Source organism: Cupriavidus sp. FW305-3-2-15-C-LB2 (genome assembly GCF_058787575.1).
Genome location: NZ_JBYSZW010000001.1, coordinates 94,598 through 119,144, shown reverse-complemented (window position 1 = coordinate 119,144; position 24,547 = coordinate 94,598). Strand labels below are relative to the sequence as shown.

The 24,547-nt window shown below is 62.7% G+C and carries 27 protein-coding genes; 24 read left to right on the top strand and 3 right to left on the bottom strand.

Annotation, left to right across the window (positions count from 1 at the left end):
- Positions 1 to 8: 8 nt before the first annotated feature.
- Positions 9 to 1,469, bottom strand: a complete 1,461-nt coding sequence (locus AC3WRR_RS00630) for a 3'-5' exonuclease (protein ID WP_492296027.1) — start codon at positions 1,467 to 1,469, stop codon at positions 9 to 11.
- Positions 1,469 to 1,918: a hypothetical protein gene (locus tag AC3WRR_RS00625; protein WP_492295635.1), complete on the bottom strand. Its 450-nt coding sequence runs from the start codon at positions 1,916 to 1,918 to the stop codon at positions 1,469 to 1,471. Before AC3WRR_RS00625 ends, AC3WRR_RS00630 begins: the two co-directional genes overlap by 1 nt.
- Before the next feature lie 162 nt (positions 1,919 to 2,080).
- On the opposite strand from AC3WRR_RS00625, the gene AC3WRR_RS00620 reads away from it, so the two are divergent.
- The 14 genes from AC3WRR_RS00620 (at position 2,081) to AC3WRR_RS00555 (ending at position 14,140) form a co-directional block, all read left to right on the top strand.
- Positions 2,081 to 2,593, top strand: a complete 513-nt coding sequence (locus AC3WRR_RS00620) for a hypothetical protein (RefSeq protein ID WP_492295633.1) — start codon at positions 2,081 to 2,083, stop codon at positions 2,591 to 2,593.
- 156 nt (positions 2,594 to 2,749) lie between these two features.
- Positions 2,750 to 2,959: a hypothetical protein gene (locus AC3WRR_RS00615; protein WP_414248280.1), complete on the top strand. Its 210-nt coding sequence runs from the start codon at positions 2,750 to 2,752 to the stop codon at positions 2,957 to 2,959.
- A 113-nt stretch (positions 2,960 to 3,072) separates the two neighbouring features.
- Positions 3,073 to 3,558 carry a hypothetical protein gene (locus AC3WRR_RS00610; protein ID WP_492295631.1) on the top strand — a complete coding sequence of 162 codons (486 nt, stop codon included), beginning with the start codon at positions 3,073 to 3,075 and terminating at the stop codon, positions 3,556 to 3,558.
- A gap of 10 nt (positions 3,559 to 3,568) precedes the next feature.
- Entirely contained in the window at positions 3,569 to 4,354 is a 786-nt protein-coding gene (locus AC3WRR_RS00605; RefSeq protein ID WP_492295629.1) for a hypothetical protein, read from the top strand.
- 112 nt (positions 4,355 to 4,466) lie between these two features.
- Positions 4,467 to 7,571, top strand: a complete 3,105-nt coding sequence (locus AC3WRR_RS00600) for a helicase-related protein (RefSeq protein ID WP_492295627.1) — start codon at positions 4,467 to 4,469, stop codon at positions 7,569 to 7,571.
- Positions 7,568 to 7,813 (top strand): hypothetical protein, encoded by a 246-nt coding sequence (locus tag AC3WRR_RS00595; protein WP_492295625.1) that lies wholly within the window; start codon positions 7,568 to 7,570, stop codon positions 7,811 to 7,813. Before AC3WRR_RS00600 ends, AC3WRR_RS00595 begins: the two co-directional genes overlap by 4 nt.
- Positions 7,814 to 8,302: 489 nt before the next feature.
- A complete protein-coding gene (locus AC3WRR_RS00590; protein WP_492295623.1) occupies positions 8,303 to 9,973 on the top strand; it encodes a PRTRC system ParB family protein in 1,671 nt (556 codons plus the stop codon).
- A 72-nt stretch (positions 9,974 to 10,045) separates the two neighbouring features.
- Positions 10,046 to 10,495, top strand: coding sequence for a PRTRC system protein E (locus AC3WRR_RS00585; protein ID WP_492295622.1), 450 nt, complete (start codon positions 10,046 to 10,048; stop codon positions 10,493 to 10,495).
- An 11-nt stretch (positions 10,496 to 10,506) separates the two neighbouring features.
- Entirely contained in the window at positions 10,507 to 10,731 is a 225-nt protein-coding gene (locus tag AC3WRR_RS00580) for a PRTRC system protein C (RefSeq protein WP_115737278.1), read from the top strand.
- 4 nt (positions 10,732 to 10,735) lie between these two features.
- Positions 10,736 to 10,939: a hypothetical protein gene (locus AC3WRR_RS00575; protein WP_232348061.1), complete on the top strand. Its 204-nt coding sequence runs from the start codon at positions 10,736 to 10,738 to the stop codon at positions 10,937 to 10,939.
- Between the two features lie 41 nt (positions 10,940 to 10,980).
- Complete coding sequence (locus tag AC3WRR_RS00570) at positions 10,981 to 11,967, top strand: PRTRC system protein F (protein WP_492295620.1); 987 nt, start codon at positions 10,981 to 10,983, stop codon at positions 11,965 to 11,967.
- A gap of 9 nt (positions 11,968 to 11,976) precedes the next feature.
- On the top strand, positions 11,977 to 12,699 hold the full coding sequence (locus AC3WRR_RS00565) for a PRTRC system protein B (protein WP_492295618.1): 723 nt from the start codon (positions 11,977 to 11,979) through the stop codon (positions 12,697 to 12,699).
- Positions 12,700 to 12,701: 2 nt separating this feature from the next.
- Positions 12,702 to 13,343, top strand: coding sequence for a PRTRC system protein A (locus AC3WRR_RS00560; RefSeq protein WP_492296025.1), 642 nt, complete (start codon positions 12,702 to 12,704; stop codon positions 13,341 to 13,343).
- Entirely contained in the window at positions 13,340 to 14,140 is an 801-nt protein-coding gene (locus AC3WRR_RS00555; protein ID WP_414248290.1) for a PRTRC system ThiF family protein, read from the top strand. The genes AC3WRR_RS00560 and AC3WRR_RS00555 overlap by 4 nt, the downstream gene beginning before the upstream one ends.
- Before the next feature lie 313 nt (positions 14,141 to 14,453).
- Here the strand turns inward: AC3WRR_RS00555 and AC3WRR_RS00550 are convergent, their stop codons facing one another.
- Positions 14,454 to 15,539, bottom strand: coding sequence for a hypothetical protein (locus tag AC3WRR_RS00550; RefSeq protein WP_492295616.1), 1,086 nt, complete (start codon positions 15,537 to 15,539; stop codon positions 14,454 to 14,456).
- Positions 15,540 to 16,062: 523 nt separating this feature from the next.
- Between AC3WRR_RS00550 and AC3WRR_RS00545 the strand changes: the two genes are divergently transcribed.
- From AC3WRR_RS00545 to AC3WRR_RS00500, 10 genes are all read left to right on the top strand, one after another.
- Complete coding sequence (locus tag AC3WRR_RS00545) at positions 16,063 to 16,425, top strand: hypothetical protein (protein WP_492295615.1); 363 nt, start codon at positions 16,063 to 16,065, stop codon at positions 16,423 to 16,425.
- 162 nt (positions 16,426 to 16,587) lie between these two features.
- A complete protein-coding gene (locus tag AC3WRR_RS00540; protein ID WP_492295613.1) occupies positions 16,588 to 17,061 on the top strand; it encodes an outer membrane lipoprotein in 474 nt (157 codons plus the stop codon).
- Between the two features lie 88 nt (positions 17,062 to 17,149).
- A complete protein-coding gene (locus tag AC3WRR_RS00535; protein WP_492295611.1) occupies positions 17,150 to 17,554 on the top strand; it encodes a hypothetical protein in 405 nt (134 codons plus the stop codon).
- A 177-nt stretch (positions 17,555 to 17,731) separates the two neighbouring features.
- The gene (locus AC3WRR_RS00530; protein WP_492295610.1) at positions 17,732 to 18,109 is read left to right on the top strand and encodes a hypothetical protein; all 378 of its coding nucleotides are present in this window, start codon (positions 17,732 to 17,734) and stop codon (positions 18,107 to 18,109) included.
- 11 nt (positions 18,110 to 18,120) lie between these two features.
- Positions 18,121 to 18,588, top strand: coding sequence for a hypothetical protein (locus AC3WRR_RS00525; protein ID WP_492295608.1), 468 nt, complete (start codon positions 18,121 to 18,123; stop codon positions 18,586 to 18,588).
- Positions 18,589 to 18,848: 260 nt separating this feature from the next.
- Entirely contained in the window at positions 18,849 to 19,238 is a 390-nt protein-coding gene (locus tag AC3WRR_RS00520) for a hypothetical protein (protein ID WP_492295606.1), read from the top strand.
- Positions 19,239 to 19,309: 71 nt separating this feature from the next.
- Entirely contained in the window at positions 19,310 to 20,872 is a 1,563-nt protein-coding gene (locus tag AC3WRR_RS00515) for a hypothetical protein (protein ID WP_492295605.1), read from the top strand.
- Between the two features lie 268 nt (positions 20,873 to 21,140).
- Complete coding sequence (locus AC3WRR_RS00510) at positions 21,141 to 22,166, top strand: ATP-binding protein (protein WP_492295603.1); 1,026 nt, start codon at positions 21,141 to 21,143, stop codon at positions 22,164 to 22,166.
- Between the two features lie 107 nt (positions 22,167 to 22,273).
- Positions 22,274 to 23,191 carry a hypothetical protein gene (locus AC3WRR_RS00505; RefSeq protein ID WP_492295601.1) on the top strand — a complete coding sequence of 306 codons (918 nt, stop codon included), beginning with the start codon at positions 22,274 to 22,276 and terminating at the stop codon, positions 23,189 to 23,191.
- A gap of 7 nt (positions 23,192 to 23,198) precedes the next feature.
- A complete protein-coding gene (locus AC3WRR_RS00500; RefSeq protein WP_492296023.1) occupies positions 23,199 to 24,362 on the top strand; it encodes a vWA domain-containing protein in 1,164 nt (387 codons plus the stop codon).
- Positions 24,363 to 24,547: the final 185 nt, after the last annotated feature.

The window sequence follows — 24,547 nt, the reverse complement described above, 5'->3', positions numbered from 1 at the left end:
GGTTTCTCCTAAACGCCGGCGTCACGGAACATCGTGTACAGATCGCGGCGAATTTCGCTGATGTCGAGCAGGGCCTTGGCCCGGGTCATCGCGACATACAGCAGTCGCATTTCTTCGGGCGACATGCTCAGGTCGCCTTCGTCGTTGGTCTTGAATTTGAAGTCACCTGCGAGGTGAACACGGTCCCACTCGAGGCCCTTGGCCCGATGCACGGTGCTGACGATGTAGTCGGCCTCGGCTTCGGGCGACACGCGTGAGAGGATCAGGCGCAGGTAATCGACTCCCTCGTTGTCGATCAGCTTCACCAGTGGCTGCAGGTCCCGGCCGGCAAACGACTCGGCATACTCTTGAACCTCATCCCAGGTCTCGAACAGCGCCAGGGAGGCGGGATAGCCGATGCGCTGGCCGCGCATCAGCAACTCGGCACCGTCGGCGAAGGCCTTCAGTTCGTCGACATTGGCGCGCACGGCCACTTTGTCGCCGCGGGCAATGCCTTGAGCAAGGTGGGTCAGCACCGTGGCATTCTTGCGGCACAGGATGGCGTCGAAGCGATCGTGCCCCGGTGTGGAGTCGTGCAGAATCCGCGACTCGATGTGCTCCTGGCCACGAACAGGCACGTCCTCTTCCATCAGGTTGAGCACCCGGCTCGCCAGCTGGGCGATGGCCGGCCCAAACCGGAACGATTCGGTGAGCGAACGCTCCGGCGCCCGGATGTGGTCCATCGCATTGACCGCGCCGCGCCATTCATAGATCTGCTGGTACGGGTCGCCAACATAGACCACTTGCGCCTGCTGGGCGCGCAACACCGACAGCATCAGGCCGTCGGCGTCCTGGGCTTCATCGAACAGGATGAAATCAGCGCCGATCGTCGGGCGGCTTCGCTCCCATAGCTTCACGTAGACGTCATGGGTGATGGCCGATGGCGCCGCGGGGTCACAGTATTCCTGCCACAGCCGTCGGACATGCGGAAGCAGGGATTCGCGCAGGTGCTCGGCTTCGTCTTCCCGGATGATCGGCTCCACGGGGATATGCCAGGCGAGCGGCTCGCCTTGGGCAGAGCGGCAGAAGCGCGCCGCGCCGTCCATCACCATCCGTGCGACCTTGCTCGCGCTCAGCTCCAGGTCCTTGCCGATGGTCGTGGGCAGGCGAACCGGCCCCAGGCGATAACGCAAGGCCAGCTGATGGGGCGGCTCGACCGGGTTCTTGAGCTTGCGTGTGATTTCGGGACGGGTTGCACCGTAGGCAATCGAATGGACAGTGCGGCAGCGGGTATTGGGCGGGAACTTGCTGGCAGCTTGCGTCGCAATATCCTTGTTGAAGGCGAGGTAAAGCCCGCGGGCGCGGCCGCGGGCATCCGCCGCCAGCCTGAGCGTGGAGGTCTTGCCCGCACCGGCGTATGCCTTGACCTTGAGGTGATCGCCGCTTCTTACAGCGGCAACGACGTCGCTCTGCTCGTCGGTGGGTGTCATCACGACACCTCCAGTGCCGTCTGAATGCCCATCGACGCCCGCACGCGCTCGCGGATGGCAGCGTGGGCCGCATTGGCCTGCGCCACCCGGCGTGCCTGGTCGCCGCTCAACTCATCCACGATATAGCTGAAGGTTATTGCGTTGGTCGGGCCGGTCCACGTCAGCCACTTCGCGCGGATCTGGACCTTGATGGCTTCTGGCAACGAGAAGAAGCGGGCACGGGCCTTGCGCCATACGCGCGCCTGGAACGCTCTCTGGCTGGCTTCGAATCGATCGGCGTTGCGCTGGCGCCGCAGGACTTCTTCGTCGAAGGTGTGCTGCTCGCCGGCGACGTGGTCGGCGAAGAGCGGGTAGCGGTCACGTTCGCGCTGCTGCTTGCGTGCGAACGCCGCCTGCCGGCGGGTGTTGAAGTCGATGGGGGTGTATCGTTCGAAGCGAGTGAACCGCATGGCTGCAAGGTATCGAGAGGTCTTCAGACCAGGATACCGGCGCCGATGCAAAGTCAAGGCAGCCGGCCGGCGAGAGTCGCCAACTGCCTATTTTCCCGGCCCAGCCTGCCGTAGTTGTCGTTGAAAGCTTTAGAATTGACCCCCTCTTTTACTGAAATCGTCATGGCGTCCCCCACCAACAGCTTTCGCGAAGTGTCACTCGGCACCCGGCCTGCGTGCGAACGCGAGTTCATCCCGCCGGGGGATCCGCAATACGGGGAGATCGCGCGCCTGGACGCCTTCACCTTCAAGCGCTATCTGGATCGGGTGTTCTGGCATCCGCGGCCGGAGGTCCTTCGCTTCGAGGTCAGGGCGGTGCCATCGGCGACGGGCAGTGTCTACGATGTCGTCGCAATCGTCGCGACGGGGCAGGGTGAAGACTGGTTTTCAGAAGCCGCGGTGCCGCAGCGCTGGGACTATGTGGCGATCAGCGAAACCAGCCACGGGCTCTCCAAGTTACAGGCCGCCCGACTGAAGCAAGAGGGCAAGCTGCCCGAAGACTACACGCCGTTTGGCGATGACGGTCCGATCCTGGACCACTCGAACCTGGAGAACCCGGAAGAGGTGGACCTGCGCCGCTGGGACGTGATTAACCGCCTGCGAGAAGCGAGCCGGCGGCGACGCGCTGCAGGCTGATCGCGCCGGGGCCTTGTCCACCGGCGTCAATTCGCTGTAATATCCGCTCGATTCTCCGCGCTTTCAGCGCATCGACCCTGCCGGCGTACCGGCCATCTGCTTTTCCACCCATTGGGGCTTTTCCCAATGGGGAAGGCTCCATTTCCGGAGCCTTTCATGCTTATCTCCTCCCGTACCAGCACGCTGGCCGTCCTTGCGACGGTTCTGAACCTGTTCGCGGCGCTGTATTTCGTTGTGACCACCGGTGACGATCGCCTTGCAGCAATGCAATTGCACATCGTTGCTGAAATCGAGTTTCTGGTTCTGATCAGCTGGCTTCTCGCGAAGCTGCTGAGTCTGGATCCGAAGCCTGCCACTGCCGGCTGACCTGTCGAGGTCACGGGCCATTCCACTACCGGCCGGGGATGCGTTCCCCGGCCTCCTATCACCCGTCGGGGAACGCCCGATGGGGGCGTTCCCATTTTTCAGAAGGAAACGCCATGTTCCCACCCAAGACCCTCACCATTGAGGTAGGACCGGTTCCCGCTGAGGAATCGTGCGCCCAAGTCGGTCAAGCCAACTATGAAGCGCAATCGCGCCTCGAATGCGCTGTCTTCATCCGCCAACTGCAACGCGTCTTTGGCAACCCGGATCCCGTTGCGCTCTCATTCGAGCGCCGCGGCTTTCCGCATGAGCTCGGGCGCTACCATGAAGTGGTGGCCATCATGACGGCTGCAGGGGCTGAAATTTTCGACGAGGCCACGGTCCCGACGTGCTGGGATGCGATTGCACGGGCGGAGCTTACGTGGCTGCGTCTGCAAGCGCAGTGGCGACAGCAGGTCTTAGCCGGTACCGTGGACCTGGCGGATGTACCTGTTGCGTTCTGCCGCAGCTCTATTCCGGATTTCCCCGATCATCCGGTCTCGGCATGGTTGGCGATGGGCTTCTCGCCGTTGCCTGCTGGTCCTGCAATCACCCTGCACTAACGGAGGTTGCATGTACAACGAGATCGTCGAGCGCTTCATCAAGGCTCAGGAATCCGCTGAAGCAGCCTATCGCTCCGTGGCGAGCTTTGAGCGCGAGAGCTTGGCTGGCATTGCCCAGCACTCCCACGCGGTTGAGGTCCGGTCGGACTACAGTACGCAAAGGGAGCTGGAGAGTTTCTGCTTCTCTCTTGCCGGCAACGTGGTTAATCGTGCCAGGCGCGAGTTCGCTCCGGCGGGCACGCGTCTGGACATCGACGATGCCACAGAGCGGGAGCATGCCGGCCTGAACATCGGTGAGGCTCTCAATGCTGGTCGCGTTCCCGACATTGATGGATTGTGGGCGTCGCTTCGCGCTCGCTATGGCGGCAATGGGGGCAAGGAGCTGGCGTACCAGCAAGCCGCTCAGCGCATCATCAAGGGCTTTGGGCTGAATCGAAAGAAGGAGGTCCAGCGTACCGCGTCCGCGGTGGTCCTTCGTCTGCGTGCGACATCCGAGGGTTGCTACGGCAGATCCACGCGGAAGCTGGGTTACTACAGCTGCCAGCATGCAGCAGATTGCCTGCAGGGCCTCACGGCGTTTGCTGCCAAGGCGGGACATGCGGCACTGGGCATCGGTCTGGGGCGCATGAACGTCCATACCCTCGAGTACAGCTACCGCGAGAAGCGAAGCTTTCCGGGACTCGACATCGTCTTTTTCAAGGACGCATGGGATTTCAAGTTCTCACACCAGATCGCGGAGGAGCTGATGCTGTTCATTGGCGAATACGGCGCGGTGTTCATGGAAGACCAATCCTGACACGGCAAGCATTTGGCTGTCATCGCGCGCCCACCTGGCGCACGATGATCGCCACGTTTCAACTGACATGCCCCGCTTTACAGCGGGGCATTTTCTTTTTCGAGACCCCTTCATGAACAATTGGTATGAGCCCCTACGGGCAATTGTCAGCCTCGGTTCCCAAGCCGAGAAGATCGCCCACATGGGCGAGTTGCATGCAGCACGTCAGCGCCACCTCTCGCAGTTCTTCACGCCGGATGCAATCGCTCGGCTGATGTGGGGTGTAGTAGCGGACTGGCGGCCGGACAGGAAGGTGTCCGTCCTCGACAATTCCGTCGGTTCCGGTCGCCTGCTGCAGTTTGCAGATCCGGCGCGGCACAGCCTTTTCGGCGTCGATGTGCACGAGCCAACGATTGCGGCAGTACAACAGGCCATCGAGAATGCGGGCTTCGACGGCAGCTTCCTGCACGCGGGAATGGAGGAAATCCACCCGCGTAGATTCGATATCGCCCTCATCAACCCGCCGTTCTCGATTCACCTCGAATCTCCCCATCTTCAGCCCTACGACTGCACGACCTGGGGCCGCTTCGGGCCCGGTACCAGCGCGTTGAGCCATGAGTATGCGCTGGCTCAGGCGCTGGACGCCGCGCAGGTCGTTGTTGCCTTGTTGCCGACCACGTTTGTCGACAAGTTTGCCGACGCATGCCTGCCACATGGCGAACCATACAGCGGCGCAGCGAGTCGTCTGGTTGGGGTCTTTGACCTGCCGGAAAATGCGTTTCGCGAGGAAGGCGCAGAAGTGCGCACCTCCATCGCCGTATTCGGTCGGTATCGTCTGAGGGGCGGCATTCTACGTGGACCGGTCAAGGATCTCGCGACGCCACTGCCGAGCCTCGAGCTGCAGTGGGACGAACGTCGCTATGCTGAACCGAAGCTGGCCCACCAACTGCTGGATGATGATGGGCCCGCTATCACCCGGCCCGTGACTTCGCAGAAACGGGTACGCATCTCGCACGACGGGCGGCGGATTATCCTTGGCTTCGAGTGCGGATTCACCGAAGCGATGGTGCTCAATCGTGTGCTGGAGCGCCGAATCGTGTCGTTGGAAGGGCAGCGGCTGCCGAGCGGCTTTCGTTACGAGGGCACGGGCCGGCTGGACTTGGAGACCTACCTGGTTCAGGTGGATCCTGTCGCCGCCTTGGGCAAGCTGGTGAGCCTCGTGAAGCAGGCCGGCGGCGAGCCAGAGTTCGCTTCGGGATTTCTGGACCATTTCCGGCGACGGATGCGGCGCAGCCTTCGGCAGGCACTGCCGTTGCGGCATGCCGTCTGGACAACCGGTGTTGGCTCTGTAGACCAGCTGGTGGCCGTCGCAAACAAGACGCATCTGGTGGACACCACGGTGTGGGGCAGCCCGGTAATCAAGGCTGGCCAGGCCGTTCAGTTTGCTCGCCAAGCGGATGGCCGGTACGCGTACGAGGTAAGTGGCAAGCACTACGTTGTCTCGTTGGACGAGATCACCAGCCGTTACAGCGTCGAGAAGTCAGCGCAGGCCTGGGAAGTGGTTCATGAAGGTCTGCAGTGCCGCTATCCCATGCAGGCCTCGCAGTTGCGCAGACGCCTGCTGGCCTTGGGGATTCACAAGTGGCTGGACTGGGAATTCCAGCAAGAAGACCTGGTTGAGCTGCTGTTGAAGCCCAACGGTGCGGTCGCCGCGTGGGAGCAAGGCTGCGGAAAGTCACGGCTTGCCGCGGCGTTGATCCTGCTGTCCGGGGTCCATCATGGTCTGATTGTGGTGGAAGCCAGGCTGATACCCGAGATGCGTGCGGAACTGGCGCAGATCCTGCCGGCTTCGGACATTCATGTGATCGAGGCACCCGAGAATCTGGACAAGCTCGGACGCATCAATCTGATCGCCTATGAACGGCTACGCATGCCGGTACGTCGGGACGCGTCGCTGCGCATCACCTACGCGCATCGGCTGCGCCGTCGCATCGGGCTATTGGTGGCGGATGAGGGGGAGCGGTTGTCGAACCCGAGCAGTGACCAAAGCCGCGCGCTTTGGCAATTGTCCGCCAAGCGCCGCTATGTCCTGACTGGCAGCCCGATCGCTAACTATCCGCGCGATATCTTTGGACTGATCGCGTTCACGGCGGGCGACGGCACCGCCGCGCAGCCGTATGGCTACCGGCGTGGGTATCTTGAGGCGAACTGGCTGGCCTCTGCACAGCATGCTATGCGGGGTATCGACCGCTTTCGGAACGACTTCGTTGTGTTGGAGTGGGTGACCTGGGAATTCGCCGAAAGCCTGCAGGAGGGGGCAAAGCGTGAGGTCCCCAAGATCGGCAATTTGCCCATGTATCGCCAGATGCTGGCGCCGCACGTCAAGCGGCGTTTGGTCTGCGAGCCGGACGTTTCACGGTACATTCGGATCGAGCCGCCGGCAGTAGAGGTGGTGGAGACTGACTGGGACCCTGCTCATCTGTCGCTCTACCTGCGCACAGCAGACGAGTTCGCCGACTGGTACCGGGACGTCCGAAAGGACGGACGCCGGAACAATCTGATTGCCATCCTGGCCAGGATTCGCGCTGTCCACTTCGCCGCCAACTACCCGCAGCACGGGGTGGACGGCGTCGGCAGGCTCGCGCAACTCACCAGCAAGCAACGTGCCGTGATCAAACGGCTCGAGGCCATTGCCAGGGAAGGCAAGCAGGCCATCCTGTTTGCCGAGAACCCGGGCGTCATCGACCTTATCGCCGCGCAGCTGAAGGAGAAAGGCGTCGAGGCGGTACCGTTCCATGGGGGCATCCCGATCTCTAAACGCGTGGCGGCGAAGGACAAGCGTTTCGTCGCCGGCAATGCCACAGCGCTGCTGTGCACCAAGGCATCGGGCCGGGCAGGCTACAACTTGCCTAATGCTGACTATGTCCTCTTCTATGACCGCTCGTGGACGTGGCGCATCGAGTATCAGGCGATGCGGCGCGCGCTGCGGTGGAACCGAAAAGGGCAGCTGAAGGTGGTGTATTTCCATTTGCCGGGGAGCATCGACATCTATCAGGACCAGATGGTCGCGCACAAACGGGACGCCATGGAGGCGGGCCTGGACTGGGCGACGCCGGAACTGGAGGACGAGGCGTTCCTGCACATGGACACGCTGTTAGACCATTTTGTTGACGATCTCGCCCAGCTGCATGGCCGCCATGCCAGGGATCAACGAAAGCTGCTTAAGGAGGCGGCATGAAGACTGAAGACTGCAAGATTGCGATCGGCGATGGCCTCGCGACGATCAAGCGCCGCGGAACCCGTAGCACCACCGTGGCAAGGATCCTCGGTACAGTCGAGGCAGAAGGGATCGAAGTGATCTGCCTGGACCGGTTGGTACATGGAATCTTTGAATCGGAGTTGGACGGCTGGCAGGTTGCCGGTGCAGTCACTACCCTGCTGTCGCAACCCATTGGGCCCCGCCAGCACGTACGCCAGTGATCGAACGCGCCAGGCCGTAGGGAGGGATGGGCTGGGATGTTACTCGCTCCGGCCCCATTTCCCGGTCAAAAGACGTCGGTATTGGCTAGCTTTCTGGCCTCAGCCGATGCGACATAGCCCTTATGATGGTTTCCGTAGCGCCCGCTACGGAGACCCTCTCGGATGCCCTAAGCCCTCCAAACGCGGAGGGCATTTTTTTTGCTCGAGCGAGCATTTTCCCGTCGGCGGTAGAGAGCATCAGCGAGTCGGCGCTTCTCTCTCTCCCTCCAATTCCGGCGGCGGAGCGTGGGCTATTGATCGATGAGGGCGAATTCGGCTATCCTTTTACTGCTTTCCGCGTCCAAGACGCATCGACCTTCGCCCCATTGGGGCCAGCTACTGCAGTACGGTGGTCTCCCGCTTTGCCGGGCCAGTCCATCCTTCCATCCCACCGGGAACCTGTTCCCGGTGCGGCAACGGGTTCCCCATTCCGTCTCGGAGAACCCAACAATGCAAAACCCCACTGTTGCCATTGGCAAGATTCGTCCTGGCCGCAATCCGCGCAAGTACTTCGATCCTGTCCAGATGGCCGAACTGACCGAATCCATCCGCCTGGATGGCGTCGTCCAGCCGATTCTGATTCGTCCCATCGAGGACGATGAGAATGGCCATGAGTACGAGCTGGTTGCCGGTGAACGCCGCTACCGCGCCGCACTGGAAGCACATGGCGATGGATACGAGATCCCCGTCGTCGTGAAGGTGCTGACCGACGCCGATGCAGACCGCCTCGCGTTGATTGAAAACGTGCAGCGTGCCGACATGGCCCCCTCCGAGGAGGCCGTGGCGGCATCGCACATCGTTGGCTTCCTGAAGGGCGACCGCGATGAAGCGGCGCGCGTTCTGGGCTGGTCCCGCTCAACGCTCGACAAGCGCCTGGCGCTGATGAATTGCAGCGAATCGGTCCTTAATGCACTGAACACCCGTGCCATCCAGCTCGGCCATGCCGAACTGCTGGCTACGCTCGCTAAGGACAAGCAAGACAAGCTCTTGCCCGTCATAGTCAGCGAGAAAAAGTCGGTGTCGGAGTTGAAGAAGACCATCGAGGCCGCCGCGTGCAGCCTGGAATCGGCCATCTTTGACAAGGCCGACTGCGCGGCGTGCCCGCACAACTCTTCGTTGCAGACGGAGATGTTCAGCGAGGCGATTGCCACTGGCAACTGCACCAACAGGGCCTGCTACACCGAAAAGACCGACCGCAAGCTCGAAGGGATTGCTTACGGGCTCAAGGAAGAGTTCCCGATCGTTCGCATCGTCCGCGCCGGCGACAACCATACCCGCATTCAGCTGAAGGTGGATGGTCCGACCGGCGTAGGCGAGGAACAAGCGAAAGCGTGCCATGCCTGCCAGAACTTCGGTGCCGCGGTGAGTGGCCTGCCGGATTCCATGGGCAAGGTGTTCAGCGGTCAATGCTTCGATACGGCGTGCAACCAGCAAAAGGTGGCAGCCCGGATCAAGGCAGAACGTGATGCCGCCAAGGCACCAGCTGTGAAGCAGGGCGGTGGCAAGCCGGCCACGGCAACGAAGGGCGACAAGTCCTCCGCGCCCGCCGAGAAGGCTGTCACGGTGATCAGCGAGTCGGAGAAGGTGAAGCAGTACCGCACCGAACTCTGGCGCAAGGCGCTGCGCAAGGAGGTTGCGCAGAACGCTGACCAGGCCAATGCCTATTTGCTGGCGATCGCCATGCACGGGCTGTCGCGCAACATCGGCGGCGACGTGATGGGCAAGTTCTTCGAGAAGCTCACGGAACAGAAGCCGTCATCGACCCTCCAGGGCTGCCTCACGGCTGTCCACGGCCTGGACGCCGGCCGCCGGCAGCAGCTGACGATTGGCATGACCGTAGCGGCCATAGACGGCGTGGACGTGAGCAACCTCCGTGAGTGGTGCCGGTATCACAAGCTCGACTTGCGCAATCACTGGAACCTGCAGAAGTCGCAGGACTTCCTCGAGATGCTGACGAAGTCGGAAATGAAGGTCCTGGCAGACGAGCTCGGTATCCGCAAGGTGCTGGGCGATGGTTTTGCCAAACTGTTCGGTAAATCGAAGGCCGAAGTTGTTGCTGGCCTCCTGGCCGTCGACGGCTTCGACTACAGCGGCAAGGTCCCCAAGGTCCTCGGCTACTGATCCATTCCACTCTTTCGGGGGCGCGCCACCGGCGCGCCGCCCGTCATTCCATTTCCCCAAAAGGATTCACCTATGTTCACTGAACTGGCTGCGCTCGTGCGCGCGAGTGAGAAAGTGGTCGTCACGCTCACCATGCAGGGCGACCTGATGTCCGTCGTTGTTGTGCCCGTTATCAAGAATGCGGCGGATGCTGCGCTGACTACGCCGCTGGCGCTGTCGGCCACGCCCGCCGAGCTGGACGAGGGCTTCGCGCAAGCCCTGGCCGGCGTCACGGCTGCCCGCCAGTCGCTGGCAGAGCAGGCCGAAGCCACCAAGTCCATTCTGGAAGCGGCCAAGTCCTCGCAGTCGAGCAAGGCCACCAAGGCGTTGGCCAAGGCTGCGGCACCGTCGGATGCGTCGGATTCGCAGCAGGACAGCGAAGACGAGAGCAAGCCGCAAGGCGGAGCTGGCGGCGAGGCCTCGACGAAAGTCGAGAGCAGCGCTCCTGCTTCGGGCGGTACGGATCTCGCTTCATTGCTCTGAAGGAGGCTGACATGGCAATCGAAGTCAAGAAGCTCACGCGCGAGTTTTCCTACAACGGCATGACGCTGATGGACCCAGGTCCTCAGTTCACCCCGGAGCAGGTCAAGGATGTCTATTCGGCCCAGTATCCGGAACTCACTACCGCCGCGGTAGACGGCCCGGACCACCAGGGCGATATCGCGCGCTTCACGTTCGTCCGCGCCGCTGGCGCGAAGGGCGCGCATGCGCAAATCTGACCTCATGAAGGCACTGTCCACCGGACAGTTCGCCGCCATCAAACAGGAGCCGCCCGAAAGGGCGGTTTTTTTTCATTCTGAGGAGACCCAACAATGCTGTTCGATCCTCGGTCGTTTGTTCCTGAGCTCCATGCAGAGCAACAACCCGCATGGACGCCACACCGACGGCATCCCGCTACCGGATGTCGACCTTCCCATGGTTTTCTGACCCTGCCTGGGGTCGCGCCTTCCGTGCCGGTTTCGGGGCGCGTGACTTACGCCGACGAGCTGGAAATCACCGACCTGGTGATCGCACAGTTCGAGGCAGGCGTGCTGCGTGCGAGCGATGTGTCCGACCCCACCGGGGCCGGCGATGCGTTCACCCAAGCGATGTTCGCGTGGTTGAACCCGCGTATCCCGCACTGTCAGCGCCTGCAGTTTGGCTTTGCGCTGATCGACCAGGCCGCCGCAGCAGACCAGATCATGCAGTTTGGTTGGGAGGACGGGCTGCAGGCGCCGCTCTATCTGGCGATCGAGCTGCCCGGTGAAGAAGTGTATGGCATCGGTAAAGCCAGGGCGCAAGCCCTGCGTGCCGCAGACCCATCGCTGCTCTTCACGGCCATGAGCCTAGTCAATGCCGCATGCTCGAAGTCACTCTTCGTTCGCACGCCCGATGTGTTGCTGGACGAGTTCGCCCGGTGGCACTGGGACTACGACGCCACCCTGGCCGACGACGACAGTGCGCGGGAATTTCTGAAGGAGAACTGGGGCGGAGACGACGCGGACATCGAGCGCTATCTGCCCTCCGTCGTGCGGCCGGAACTTGCGCCCGATGACACTCTGCCCCGGTATGCCCATGTCCTGCCCGGGTCGCCCCAGCTGCGCGAGCTTTCACCACGCACCTTGCGCGCCATGGCGCGCTCGGAAGATGCGTGGCTGGCCGAAACTTGCGCGGCGTTGGCCGACCTGCGGTTGACGTTGGCAAGAGCTGGTGACCGATCAGCAGTTGCCGGCGCCCAATGGGCCGAGCCAGCCTACTCCGCAGCCACGATCGCGTATTGCGAAAGCGACTACGTGTCGGAGGTGCTCGACAACCATTTCGAGTGCGCGAACAACAGTGGCGAAGCCACGATGTTCCAGTGCTTCATTCCCCTCGCGGCGGAGCGCAAGGCTATCCGCCAGCAGTTCGAGGACCTGGCCAGCATGCTGCGGATCATCGGCGCGCTTGACCGTGTCTTGACACTCATTTCTTCCTAGGAGGGCCTCATGGCCGAGATCCTGACCGCGACGCGGTCGCATGACGTGGCGCTGCAAGGCGCCATTTTGCTGTATGGCCGTTCTGTCGCCGAGTTTTCGTATGCCACCGCGCATCGGATCGAGCCCGACGCAAAGACCGGCCGTCCCGTCATCGGTGCGGGCACGCCGCTCAATCGCCAGGCACTGATCCAGGCGGTGCGGCAGGTTGCAGAAGCGTCCCTTCCCAAGGGCGAGTTCCTCACCCCGAATGTGCTGTCGATCAGCCCTACCGCGGTGACGTGGTGGTGCCCGCCAGGCCATCGCCGCGTGTTTTTCAAGTGCAGTGAGTTTGGCGAATGCAGTGCAGTGGTACCGCATCCGGGTCTGGTCTTCCAGGCAGCCCACACGGGATTCCGCGTCTTCGCGCTGTCTGGCGAGGACCGGCCGGTACCGGCGTCGTTGCTGCACGAGCCGCCGTACTTCAACACCTGGGACAACGGAAAGATCTGCATCGGCAGTGCACACGTGCCCAAGCAGATCGACGTTGCCTCCATTGCCGGATGGGAATCGGGCTTCTTCGACTCTGCCTTCACCCACCCCAACCATGGCAACCCGCGCGTCAAATTCGAGCGCGGCCCCTATGCCTTCTGGAAGGACATGCTCGACGGCCGGTTCACCGACTACCCGAAGCAAGTCCTCATCCCCATGAAAATCAAGCTGGCCGATCTGATCGCCGGCAAACTGGATAAATGACCATGCATCCTGCTGATGTCACCCTGCAACAGTCGTTCCCGTCGGTTATGGTGCCGCGCTTCTCCAAGCTCGAACCGATGTCCCGGGCGGGCGAGCGGCTTCTCATTGCCGCCAATGGTGTATTTCTTGAAATCGCCCGCCCGTGGCTGAGGCTGGTGCGCTGCCTCGGGCAGTTCCAGCACCGCACCGCTGTCCCGTACGGTGACGCGCGGGAGGAGACGGACCTGGTCTGCGGCCGCATCCCTGCGGAGTTGATCGGGGAGTTCGCCGCCATGGCGCGCGCTGCCAATCCGAAGGAAACGGGCGCTTGGATCGTGTGGAATGCCGCTACCGCTACGTTCCGTCTCGTTCCGGTCGGCATCCTCGAGCACAGCGCTCGACACCTGAATTACAAGCGGCCCGAGCTCGGCCCCGATGAAGTTCTGGTGGTCGATTGTCATTCCCATGGGCGCTCGGCAGCATCTTTCTCCGCTATCGACGATGGCGATGACCGGCACGACGTGAAGTTCGCGTTCGTGATTGGAAATTGCGCATCCGCGGTGCCTTCCATGGCGCTGCGGCTGTGTGCCAAGGGCATCTTCGAGAAGGTGGAAAAGGTGCCGGCGGAGTGGTATGCCGCCGCCAGGCAGGAGGCGGTGGCATGATCGAGCATCGCATTCCCACAGCCATGACCAGGCGCGCCTGGAACGTCGTTGTTGTTGGTGCCGGAGGCACGGGCAGCGCGCTGCTTCCCAACCTGGCGCGCCTGCACCACGCGATGCTGGAGCTGGGCCACCCCGGCGGTATCGAATGCACCGTCTACGATGATGACCTCGTCAGCGAGACCAATGTCGGCCGGCAGGGCTTCTATCCGGTCGATGTTGGGCAACCGAAGGCAACCTTGCTGGTGAATCGGCTGAACAACTTGATGGGCACGCGCTGGGAAGCGCAGGTCAGTCGCGTTGACAGTCGGGACCGCTTTCGTTGTGACATGGTGATTGGTTGCGTCGATACGCGGCGCGCCCGCAAGGCCATCCTGGGGGCAATGGCGCGCGGCGGCGGGGGCTACTACCTCGACTGCGGCAACGAATCGGACAGCGGCCAGGTCATTCTGGGACAGGTCCGTGGCAAGGCAGCGGAACGGTTGCCCCATGTGGGCGACCTGTTCCCCGAACTTCTGGACCCGAAAGGGGACAAGAAGGACACGGCGCCCTCTTGTTCGATGGCCGATGCGCTCAGCAGGCAATCGCTGGTGATCAATCAGGCGATCGCGGTGCAGGCGTACAATCTGCTCTGGACGCTGTTCCGCACGGGCACCCTGCAGTACTGCGGCGCGTTTGTGAATCTGGCAGCGGGGCGTACTAACCCGCTTCCGATCGACCCTCAGGCTTGGGCGAGATTCGGGTACGTTCTACCTGAGCCGAAGCAGCGCCGCACGCGCGCTCCACGCCAAGCCGACTGAAGCCCGCCATCCCCGACGTTTGGGGATGGCTTTTTTTATTTGTGCTTGCAGGTTAGAGCAGCCAGGGATCGTCTCAGAACGACTCTGAACAGCCCGTCTCAAAGCACTTATGGGACCGGCTGCTTTGTGAGGACACCGGCCCTGAACAATCCATGCGTCATCAGTCCCGCGCACCGTGCGCCGTCGCGTCGTGCCGAATGGGACCAAGAAGCCGAAGATGATCTGGCCTTTCCGGTACTGCGCGCGCCGTGCTGCCCCGAAAAAAGCTGCTGTGAAGATAGCCTTTGCGAGGCATTATTCTTGATGGCAGACTCTATCGCTTTGGTGGGAAGATGGAGTGGAAGCCGTGATGCAGGTTCTTCGCTGCCCGGCTTAAAATATTTAGAACCTTGTGAGCATCCTCGCGCGTTTCTCTGATGTGCTGCTTCACTCTAACGGTCTGGTCCCCGCTGTCGTCAATATACTTCTGATCGACTTCACCGCCGTTGTGCTCATAGACGTGACGGCGGTGGAACAGCCTTTCTGCCAGAGCCTGATCATCGGCGCCGACGCCATCGTAGAAGTCAATTCCAAACCAGTTCTTGAACTCGTCGGCGGTCTTGCCAAGGTCGTGAAAGCGTAGTTCTAACAGGCGTTTGCGACGGCGCTCCACCATGGGGACTTTGACGGCAAGTTGTTTGGCGTACTGAGCAACGAACGAATCAAACTTCCCGACAGCATCGCAGATCGGTTCGTGCGAAGGCACATCTGTGTTGACGCGTTCGCGCAGCGTCTTCACCTCTGCCTCGAACTCGACCAGGTCGTTTCGTTCACCACAAAGTGAACAGTACCCAAAGCGCCCAAGAATGTCGTTGAATTCACCACACCCCGAGCAGTTGAACTTGTGCTGTTGGCTTTCCTCAGAGACGTAGAAGGCAGGCTTTTCGCCGCTTGCTTTCACCGCGTCCGCAACTTCATCCATGTTGATCACTATGGAGACGTCTGCTTGCTGGTCCAAGCCGTTTGCCAGCAGATTGCAGTAATGTTCTGTAAAGCGGCGCTGCGCTTCCGAAAGAAGGTGGAAGTAGGGTGCTCGCCTCCCACAGTAAGGGCAGCGGGTTGGAGCGGGGCCACTCCGCCAATATCCGTTGCAAGCCTCGCACTGATGCCCGTGCTTGCCTTCGCTATCAGAGCTGATGATGACCGGGAAACATCCTGGTAGCCCGGGCGCGTCTTGCCCGCCCATGGCCAGGTTATAGGGAGCGATAGCGACCATCTGCGGTAACGCGATCCAAAACCCTATGAGGCTGACAGGGACAGGGCGGTCACTGCGGTACTGAATCGAGTAGCGTCCATCTGCTTGAATGTCGAACGTAATTGTCCCGCCGGAATGTCCAATTTCTTCAAACTCTGCTGCCATATTCGCTCCCGTCGAGGACTACATAAATTCCCGTAACTGGCAACGCCAGTCGAACGGGAGAATTATGTCAGACTCGGCACGCAGAATCGGGGGGACGGCAGTCCGAAGCTTTCACCTCCCCGGTTTTGATTTGCGTTTGCTGAGGGTACGGTGGGCGTTGATCTATGCCGGCGATGTGTCCAGCAAATATCGCCCGTGGCTTCGCATCGCTCAGCTGTCGGTCTGGCATTGAGTTCCCCCGCTATGGCGACTGCTTACTGACCCCGATCAGTCGTTGCAGTGACCTATTTCCATCCTTGGCGAACGGCCGTTCATGGCCGATCTCAGACGTTTTGCTCTTGGACTTGCCCGAAAACCGGCCAGGAGAGGTAGCCACCTTGCATCGAAGAGCCTCACGCTGCTAGCATCTAGCGACACCTCGCGTCTCGGACGCATCGATTCAGTGGCCGCGCGCCATCAGTTTTTTTCAACCCGTTGGGGCAGCTGCCCTGGCGGTGTGCTCCACTTTTCTTCGGAGCACACTTTGAACGATTCCCCTAAGCAGAGCGGTACGAACCATGCATGGCGTCGCGTTCGCGTGACGGGCAGCTGGCTGCCAGACAATGCCGTCGTGTGGGCGTATTGGAACGGCACCATGTGGAACGGCTTTGCTGTCCCGCTGTTCACGCACCAGGACGCCACCAGTCTCTCTGCCGTGATGCCGAGCCTCATGTACGTCGAGGCTCGCCAAGCCTTCCTGTTCGACGAGAACGGCGAGGCAGAATGGTTCCACTCAGCACCGCAAGTCGTGGACGGCGAGGAACTGCACCTGTATTCGCTTGGCGAAAGCTGGTGTTGGCAACTCGCCGACGCGTCGGATTACCGAGACGTGGTAGCAGGTAGCTAGCCAACCAGCCCTCTCCACAATTGCGGCTGACCCTGCTAACATTGCTGCACCTACCGCGTCCCAGACGCATCGACCCTTCCGGTTGTATAGCCGGACATTTCCTTTCCCCATACGGGCCTCATGCCCGTGGGCGTGTTGGCCCCATTTTTCATCGAGGCCAACATGTTCAAGCGTTTTCTCCTGCTTTTCCTTTGCTGCGCCGTCTTCGCTGGCTGCGCCGCCCAGCCGACTTCGCCGAACACCTACCGGGGTTCCGAAGCGCTGCGCCCGGGTACTGCTGAAGCTGTCACAGTCGTCCGGGTCCGCCCGGTCACGATTGCTGACACTGACGGCATGATGTCTGCGAACACCGGCGTGCCGGGCGTTCTCGGTGCCGTTGTTGGCGCGGTGCTTGGTGCACGCGTCATCGGCGATGGCAATGGCCGCTACCTGGCCGGCGCGCTGTCGGGCACCGTTTCCGCGGTGATCGCTCAGACGGCCGCCAATCACCTGAGCCGCCGCAGCGGCGTGGAGGTCATTGTCCGTACGGACAGTGGCCGCCAGATCGTTGTTACGCAAGACGCTGATCAGCAATTCGTCACTGGCGAGCGGCTGTATCTCGTCTCGGGTGCCGGCGGTTCTCGCCTCACTCGCTGACCTGGCTCCAGACGGAGCCTCATTCCTTCACACCTTCCCCGCGCGGGCCTCCCGCGTGGGGGCTCTGTCGCGAACAGGAGCAGTTCACATGTTCGACGTCGCAGAAGCAACGCCCATCACCATCACCCCGCTCGAAACGAAAGGTAAGTACATTTTCGAAGTCGCCGACGACATTCGTCGTCAGTTGCGCAGTGCCGGCCTCGAGCCGGAATGGCTCAACGCGAGCAACTTCATGGATGACGACAACGAGGCGCTGTACGGCCCCAAGTCGTCACGCCAGTGGCCCCAGTTCGGTGCTCGTGAACGGCTCGCCGTCTCGGTGCATCGCGGCTGGTCCGAAGGCTGGGCAATCCACGTCGATCGCATCGGCTACGACAGCGATGCGCCAGCCGCGGCCACCACCGTGCAGAAGTTGTTGGTCGGCAAGTGGTTGACCGAGCGTCTAGCTTGGGACAGCGTTCGTGCGATCAGCAAGATGTTCGACGTCGCCTGAGTCCAGCCATCCCATTCGCAAGCCCCGAAAGGGCTTGCCCAACCCTTCGGGGTTCGGCAAGCCGCTTTTACCCGCGTCATTGACGCATCGACCTATCGTCCGGCATCGCCGGACCAACCCTTGCGGGACACTCGTCCCGGCAGGGAAGGGATGTCCCCACCCATCCAGAGGATATCCATGAAACTTCCCAAGTCCTTTTTCGCACCCTTTCCGGAAAACCCGGCTGCATGCCAGGAACTGCGCCGTGATGCCTGTCGCGTGCTGCGCCGGTTCGCTGGCGACATGGCGTTGCGCCCGCGCGATTACACGATCCGCGAGCACCGCCAGCGCCGGCGCGACGTCAACGTGTTTGCGTTGCAGACGGACTCGCTGCTGGTCGAGATTCAGCATCCGGCTGGCGCCGACGGCATTCGCATGTCCTACCGGACGTGCCGCGGCCGCAACGATATGGCAGGGGGCCGCGATAATACCGTCAGCGTGGAGTCGCTGGCCACCCAGCGCGGCTATTCCGAACTGGTATCCACGCTACGCGTGGTCGCCGGGCGGCGCGGTTGAGGAGCCGTTGCATGAGGCTCATCAAAGTTACGTTCAAAGCGACCTCGGGCGAAGAAACGACAGGCTTCGCGTCGCTGCACGCGGAAGATGTTGTCGAATTGCCAAAGCGCATGCTGATGCGCGTCCAGGCAGCGGTGGAGGCCGGTGAAGGCTATGCCATCGTTGCACATCAGGGCGGGTACGGCATCCCGCTGCTTCCACTCGAGGATGCGCGCTACAAGTTGGACGTCAGGCACGCAACGAGCGACGCCTGGTTGACCCGCCTGGTTGACGCGTTCCGCAAACCGAGTAAGGACCAGATGCAGGCATATGGCCGGTACTACCACACCCTGTCAGCAGCCTGCGCGGTCGGCTTCGTAGGTTATGCGGCCGGAATTCAATCCTGGTCAGTCGCCACGGTCGTCAACGCGGCATGCTTGCTGGCGGGCGCTGCGGTACTATTTGCCATCGGCGCTGTTCTCGCAAAAGGAGATAAGTGATGTTTGGTCCATTTGTCCTCGGCTTCGCACTGTGCATCGCCGGCTTCGGGCTCTGGGTGTTGCGCAACGCGGATCGCGAGCGTATGCGCGAGCATCTTGACAGCAACGACTAGGCCAATCTCGCCGTGATGGCCCGCGCCGTGCGCGCGGGCGGCGAGCAGCAAGTCCCAAGCGCATCCATTTTGGATGCGTTTTTTTCTTTCTCACCCCAAACGGGCGTTCGTCCCGTCGGGGGCGGCTCCCTCTCTCAGGACCCCTCGATGGACACAAACGTAATCGGTGCTGGCCTGCCCAGCTATCCCGCCGGCGTGCAGCTGCGCGTTGGGCTCTACGACTCGACCCTGCGTCCGGCTATCCAGCTGATCTGCGCCGACGATGGCATGCCCTACGCCTCGCTCAGCGTGAACTTGCCGGGCACGCCATTGCTCGACGGTGAATTCTGCGTCGCCGCCGACTGGAACCTCCCGGCGGATCTCAAAACGGCGCTGTTGGCCACTGGCAAGTTCGCGGACACGGGCCGCCTGTCGACGGGCCTTCCCGAAGGCGGGGCGATCTGGCGCATCGATTGCCCCGAACTGCTGTCACAGCTCGCAGGAGCTCGGGTCGTCGCACGCCGCAGGCCTGCGCATCGCATTGCCGCCCTGGTGTAGCACCACGGCGCATCTTCCAACCCTCTCGGGGCACGTCCCCGAGGGGGCGTGTTCCGTTTCCGGAGCACATCATGTACGTAATTTCGATAGGATCGGCCCGATCCGAAATGCGCACGACGCTCGCCGGCGTGCTGGAATACCTGAACCAGGACCGACGCGGCGTGGCCGCACCGCGGCCCGACGACGTCACCGTACGGCACGTCGAGCGTGGGGAAATCCCCGTGCAGCACCTGAAGTCTGGCCGGTTCGCCGTGCGCCCGCGCGGCACGGCCCGGTCGATCCTGACCCAGGTCCTCGATGAGATTGAGCGGTACCTCGTCCGGGTGGACGGCAAGATCCTGCGCCCGCACGAGATGACGTGCGCCTCTTGGGGCGCAGTCGTTGCAGCAGGCCGGCTCGCCTTCTTCCCAGAGGAAGCCATCGATATGGCCGCTGCCGACGCAGGCCCGCTGCTGCATACCCGGGATCTGTTTGAAGCCCAAGGGCCTTTCGACATCGCAGCCTTCGTCGACGACGAATTCCGTCGCCGTTTCGGCTACGGTCGGCAGGGGCCCGCGTATGCACTAGGCGCGAGCCCAAACTCGCGCCATGAACTGCATGTAGCCTATGCCCTGTTGCGCGGCGAGAAAGTCCGGGAATGCGTGCTGAGCGCCTACCGCGACGACCCGGAGATCGGCAAGCACGATCTCCCCTGGTTGCGGCCGCTGATCGAGGTGCCCGCACTGCGTGGCGCACTATCGCCCGCGCAGTTGCAGGGCCTCTGTCAGGTCATGCGGCACGAGCATCTGCCAATCACGGCAGGCAACGTAGGGAAGCTGCTCGCGATCGTACGACGGCTGCCCGCGGATTGCCGAGACGTGGAGGTCGACGATGCCTTGTTCGCAGCTGGCATCCTGCAGGCGCGGACCGCGCCGGCGCTCAAGGCGGCGCAAGGACCTGCCGCTACCCCTGTGTCCCCGCTGGCGCAGCGTATCCACTCGCTCGCGACGCAACGGCGCTTCAACACCACGATGGAGCGAGCCAAAGCCCAGCGCGAGGCCATGGAAATCAGCCAGCGGCACTTCGACGATCTTGCGCGGCGCGCGGTCGCCGAGCGCACCTGCGCCGGCTACGACTGGGCCAACAAGGTCGCGCTGGCCGTCCTGCAGCGAGACGTTGCGGCGGTCCTGGAGATCTTCGACAGCCCCAAGGACTGGAACACCGAGACCAAGCGCGCCTTGCGTGACGAGACCGGTGTCGATCTGCTGCAGTGCACTGCAGCGCAGCGCCGCCGGCGGATCTTCGAGTTGTGCGGGTTCTCTCCAGCAGAGCAGGAGCGCTGGGAGCGAGAAGCGGCCGCAGCGAAGGCTGTCCGCGCTGCCACGCGGGAGATTGAGGACGCCCGCAAGCGCGCTGAGGCCTCCAGCTGGAGGCTTGAGAGCGGCAAGGTGCTGAACGGACGCGAGTACGTCGACTTTTGCATCGCCGAGGGATTCTCGGAAATCATCGACATGCCACGGGGCCGCGCGCGCGCCTATCGCATTTGCCATCCGCGACGCGGCATGTCCCGCCCGCTGCGCGCCAAGGACGGCACGCTGACCTACGCCCGGGCACGACTCGCCCAGGCGGCCGTCCCGGCTGCCATCGCGGCTTGATGGAGCTCCCCTGGCCCTTCGGGGCCGGGGCGCTTCTTTGAATCACGTATTGTTTTCCCGAGCTTTCGTCCCTACCGCAAGAGGGGGGCAGCGGTAGCCTGTCACCATCTAAGCGGTGTTTGCACTGGTCCGAATCAGTCCAAACACTGTTTTACCCGCGTCGCTGACGCATCGACCCCAACGCCGGCATGCCGGCCATCTCTTGAACCTTCCCACAGGGACCGCTCCCTGTGGGGACGGCCTGTGGGATCTCCCTTTGAGGCATCCCATGGAACTGAACCCCTCCCAACTGCAAAAACTGCTCGCTGCGTGCATCCCGGCCACCCTGCCGGTGCTCGTGACGGGCGCGCCTGGCATCGGCAAGAGCGACATCGTCGCCCAGGCTGCTGCGGACGCCGGTTACGAGCTGCTGATCTCGCATCCGGTGGTCGAAGACCCGACCGACTCGAAAGGCTTGCCCTTTCCGTCGGCCGACGGCAAGAACGCGCGCTTCCTGCCTTTCGGTGATCTGGAGCGCGCGCTCAATGCGCGCCGCCCCTTGGTCTGGTTCATCGACGACCTGGGCCAGGCGGCTGCCGCAGTCCAGGCCGCCAAGATGCAGCTGCTGCTCGCCCGCAAGATCGGCGAGCACGTTTTGCCGCCGCATGTCACCTTCGTTGCTGCGACCAATCGCCGGATCGACAACGCCGGCGTTTCCAACATTCTCGATCCGCTGAAGTCACGCTTTGCGACCATCGTAGAGCTGACCACGTCGATCGAGGACTGGACGCGCTGGGCCGTTGCGACGAACCAGCCGCCGGAGCTGATTGCCTTCCTGCGCTTCCGCCCGGACCTGCTGTTGTCCGCGAATCGCACCCGCGAGATCGAGAACCTGCCAAGCCCCCGTTCCTGGGGAATGGTAGGCAAGCTGTCGAAGGTCGTGCCTTCCGACCTGGAGCACGTCGCCTTCGCCGGCGCGGTGGGGCAGGGCGCCGCGACGGAATTCGTCGCGTTCAAGCGCCTGTTTCGCCAGATGCCTTCGCCCGACGGGGTGCTGGCCGCGCCCGCAACGGCGCCGATCCCGACGGACGTGGCTGTGCAATATGGCATCGCCACGGCGCTGGCGCGCCTGGCCAATGCCAACAACTTCGATCGCGTGATGGTCTACGCGAATCGGCTGCACGAAGCGGGGCTCGGCGAGTTTGCCGTCCTGCTGGTGCGAGACGCCGTGGAGCGTGACCCGTTGATTGCCAGTACCCCGGCGTTCATCGTGGCGCAGGGCGGCCCCATCGGCGCCCACATCCGCGGCCAGTAGGTCGCTTTCCCGCATCACCACATCTGCCGGCCGGTCTCGGGTCTTACCCGGGCCGGCCATTTTCATTTCTGCCGCCTTCGCGCGGTGATTCCTTCCAAGGATCCATCATGAACATTACCAACTTGACGTCCCGCGTCATGCTCGCGACGCTCAACATCTCCGTCTGGCGCGCGCGCCGCTTCGACACCCGTGCCACCCAAGAAGTCGAGGCGAAGCACGAGGCCAAGGACATCGGCCGCTTCAACAAGCGGCTCTTGACCGACGGCGCGACGTCGTACAAGGAGGTTTGCGCGATCGGCAACCGCGCCCGGGCGCTCTTCGATAGCCACTCGCTGGACTATGACCAGCTCGGCGTGCGTTTGCTTCCCACGGCTGTCTACATGGACGTCGCGGAGAAGCTGCGTGCCATGCGCGACCAGTTCGAAGCGGCGACGGCGCAGTTCCTGGCCGACTATCCGCGGCTGAAGGACGAGGCCCGTGTCGCGCTCAATGGGCTCTTTGACGAAGCGGATTATCCGACCGAGGCAGAGCTGCGCCGGAAGTTCGGTGTGCGCTTTTCTGTGCTGCCGTTCCCCGATGCCAGCCAGTTCGGCATAGATCTGCCGCCCGACGTCCTGCAGGGCATCCGGGAAGAGATGGACGCCAAGGTCCTGGGTGCGGTGAAAACCGCGAACAACGACCTGGTCGGCCGTCTTTACGAAGCGGTGCAGCACTTTGCCAACCGTCTTTATGGCGAGGGCAATGTGCGGCTCGACGTCGCCGACAAGGTGCGTGAACTCAGCGCGCTGTTGCCGCGGCTGAACTTCTCCGACGATCCGGTCCTGTCGGAGATCCTCGCCAAGACCCAGGAGCAGCTTGCCTGCTATACCGGGGCGCAGCTCAAGGATGACCCGCTGCTTCGCCTGAGCGTGGCCGAGCGTGCGATGGAAATCGAGGCGCAGATGGCTGCATTCATGGGTGGGCCGCCGCCGACGCTGACGCGGGAGGCCGGCGACATGCCGATGCTCCAGCTGCTTGCCGCGTGAGGTCGCCATGCATGATCGAATCGTGAAGCAGCGCGCAGCGCTGGTGCTGTCGCAGCCGTTCTTCGGCGCGCTGGCCCTGCGGTTGGCCATCGTCGAGGACACGACCTGCGAGTCGATGTGGGTTGACGGCGTGAGCCTGGGCTACAACCCGGCGTATGTCGACAAGCTCGATGACCTCGAGCTTCGCGGCGTCCTGGCCCATGAGGTGCTGCACGTGGCCAACGGCCACTGCTGGCGCATGGGAGCGAGGGAGCAGCAGCGGTGGAATCAGGCCTGTGACTATGCGGTCAATCCGCTGGTGCTCAATGCGCAATTCAAGCTGCCGCAGGGCGTCCTGCTCGATGGCCGCTACCTCGGCAAGTCGGCGGAGGAGATCTACGCGTTGCTACGACAGCAGGAATCGTCGCAGCAGCCGCAGCAATCCGCGGGCGGCGCAGCAGGCTCAGCGCCGCATCCGTCCGACGGGGAGCCGTCTCCGCCGGAGTCGAACGGGTGTGGCGAAGTGCGCCAGTACACCGGCGCCGACAAGCCGGCCGTCGAGAGCGAATGGCGGGTTGCCGTCAGTCAGGCCGCGAAAGCGGCCAAGATGCGCGGCGCCTTGCCCGGCGATCTCGAACACCTGGTGGAAGCCGCACTGCGGCCTTCTGTCGACTGGCGGGCTGTGCTGCATCGCTTCGCTGCCGAAGCTGCCCATGACGACTACAGCTGGAAGGTTCCCAACCGGCGCTATGCGCATCTGGGTCTGTACCTGCCCTCGCTGCATTCCGAAGCGGTAGGCGATGCGGTGTTCGTGCGCGACTCCAGCGGCTCGGTCTTCGACGAGACGCAGCGACAGTTTGCCGCGGAGATTATTGCGGTGCACCAGCAGCTGCAGCCGGCCCGGCTCATCGTGATCGACTGCGACACCCGGGTCACCCAGGTCCAGACGTTTGCTCGAGACGAGGTAGTTGATCTTGCTCCGTTGAAAGGTGGCGGTGGCACCAGCTTCAAGGCGCCCTTCGCATGGCTTGAGAGCGAAGGCATTGCACCAGCGTTCCTTGTCTACCTGACGGACCTCGACGGCGGATTCCCGCCCGCGGCGCCGGCATATCCCGTCCTGTGGGGCTCAGTCACGCCCTTGGATCGCATCGCCGCACCGCCGTTTGGCGAGTGTGTCGAAGTGATCACGTGAGCGGGACCTGTACGCCTATGCGGTTTTCTCCTGACAGCTAAGTCGTTCCTTTCGCTGTCACTTCTCTATAACCAGCCTCAAGCGACCCATGGAAGTGCCGATGGTAGGTACTGAAGTGGTGGTCGTAGCAGGCTCAAGCCCCGGCGTGCCCGGGGCTTTTTCTTTTTGGATTCCCATGTCGGCAA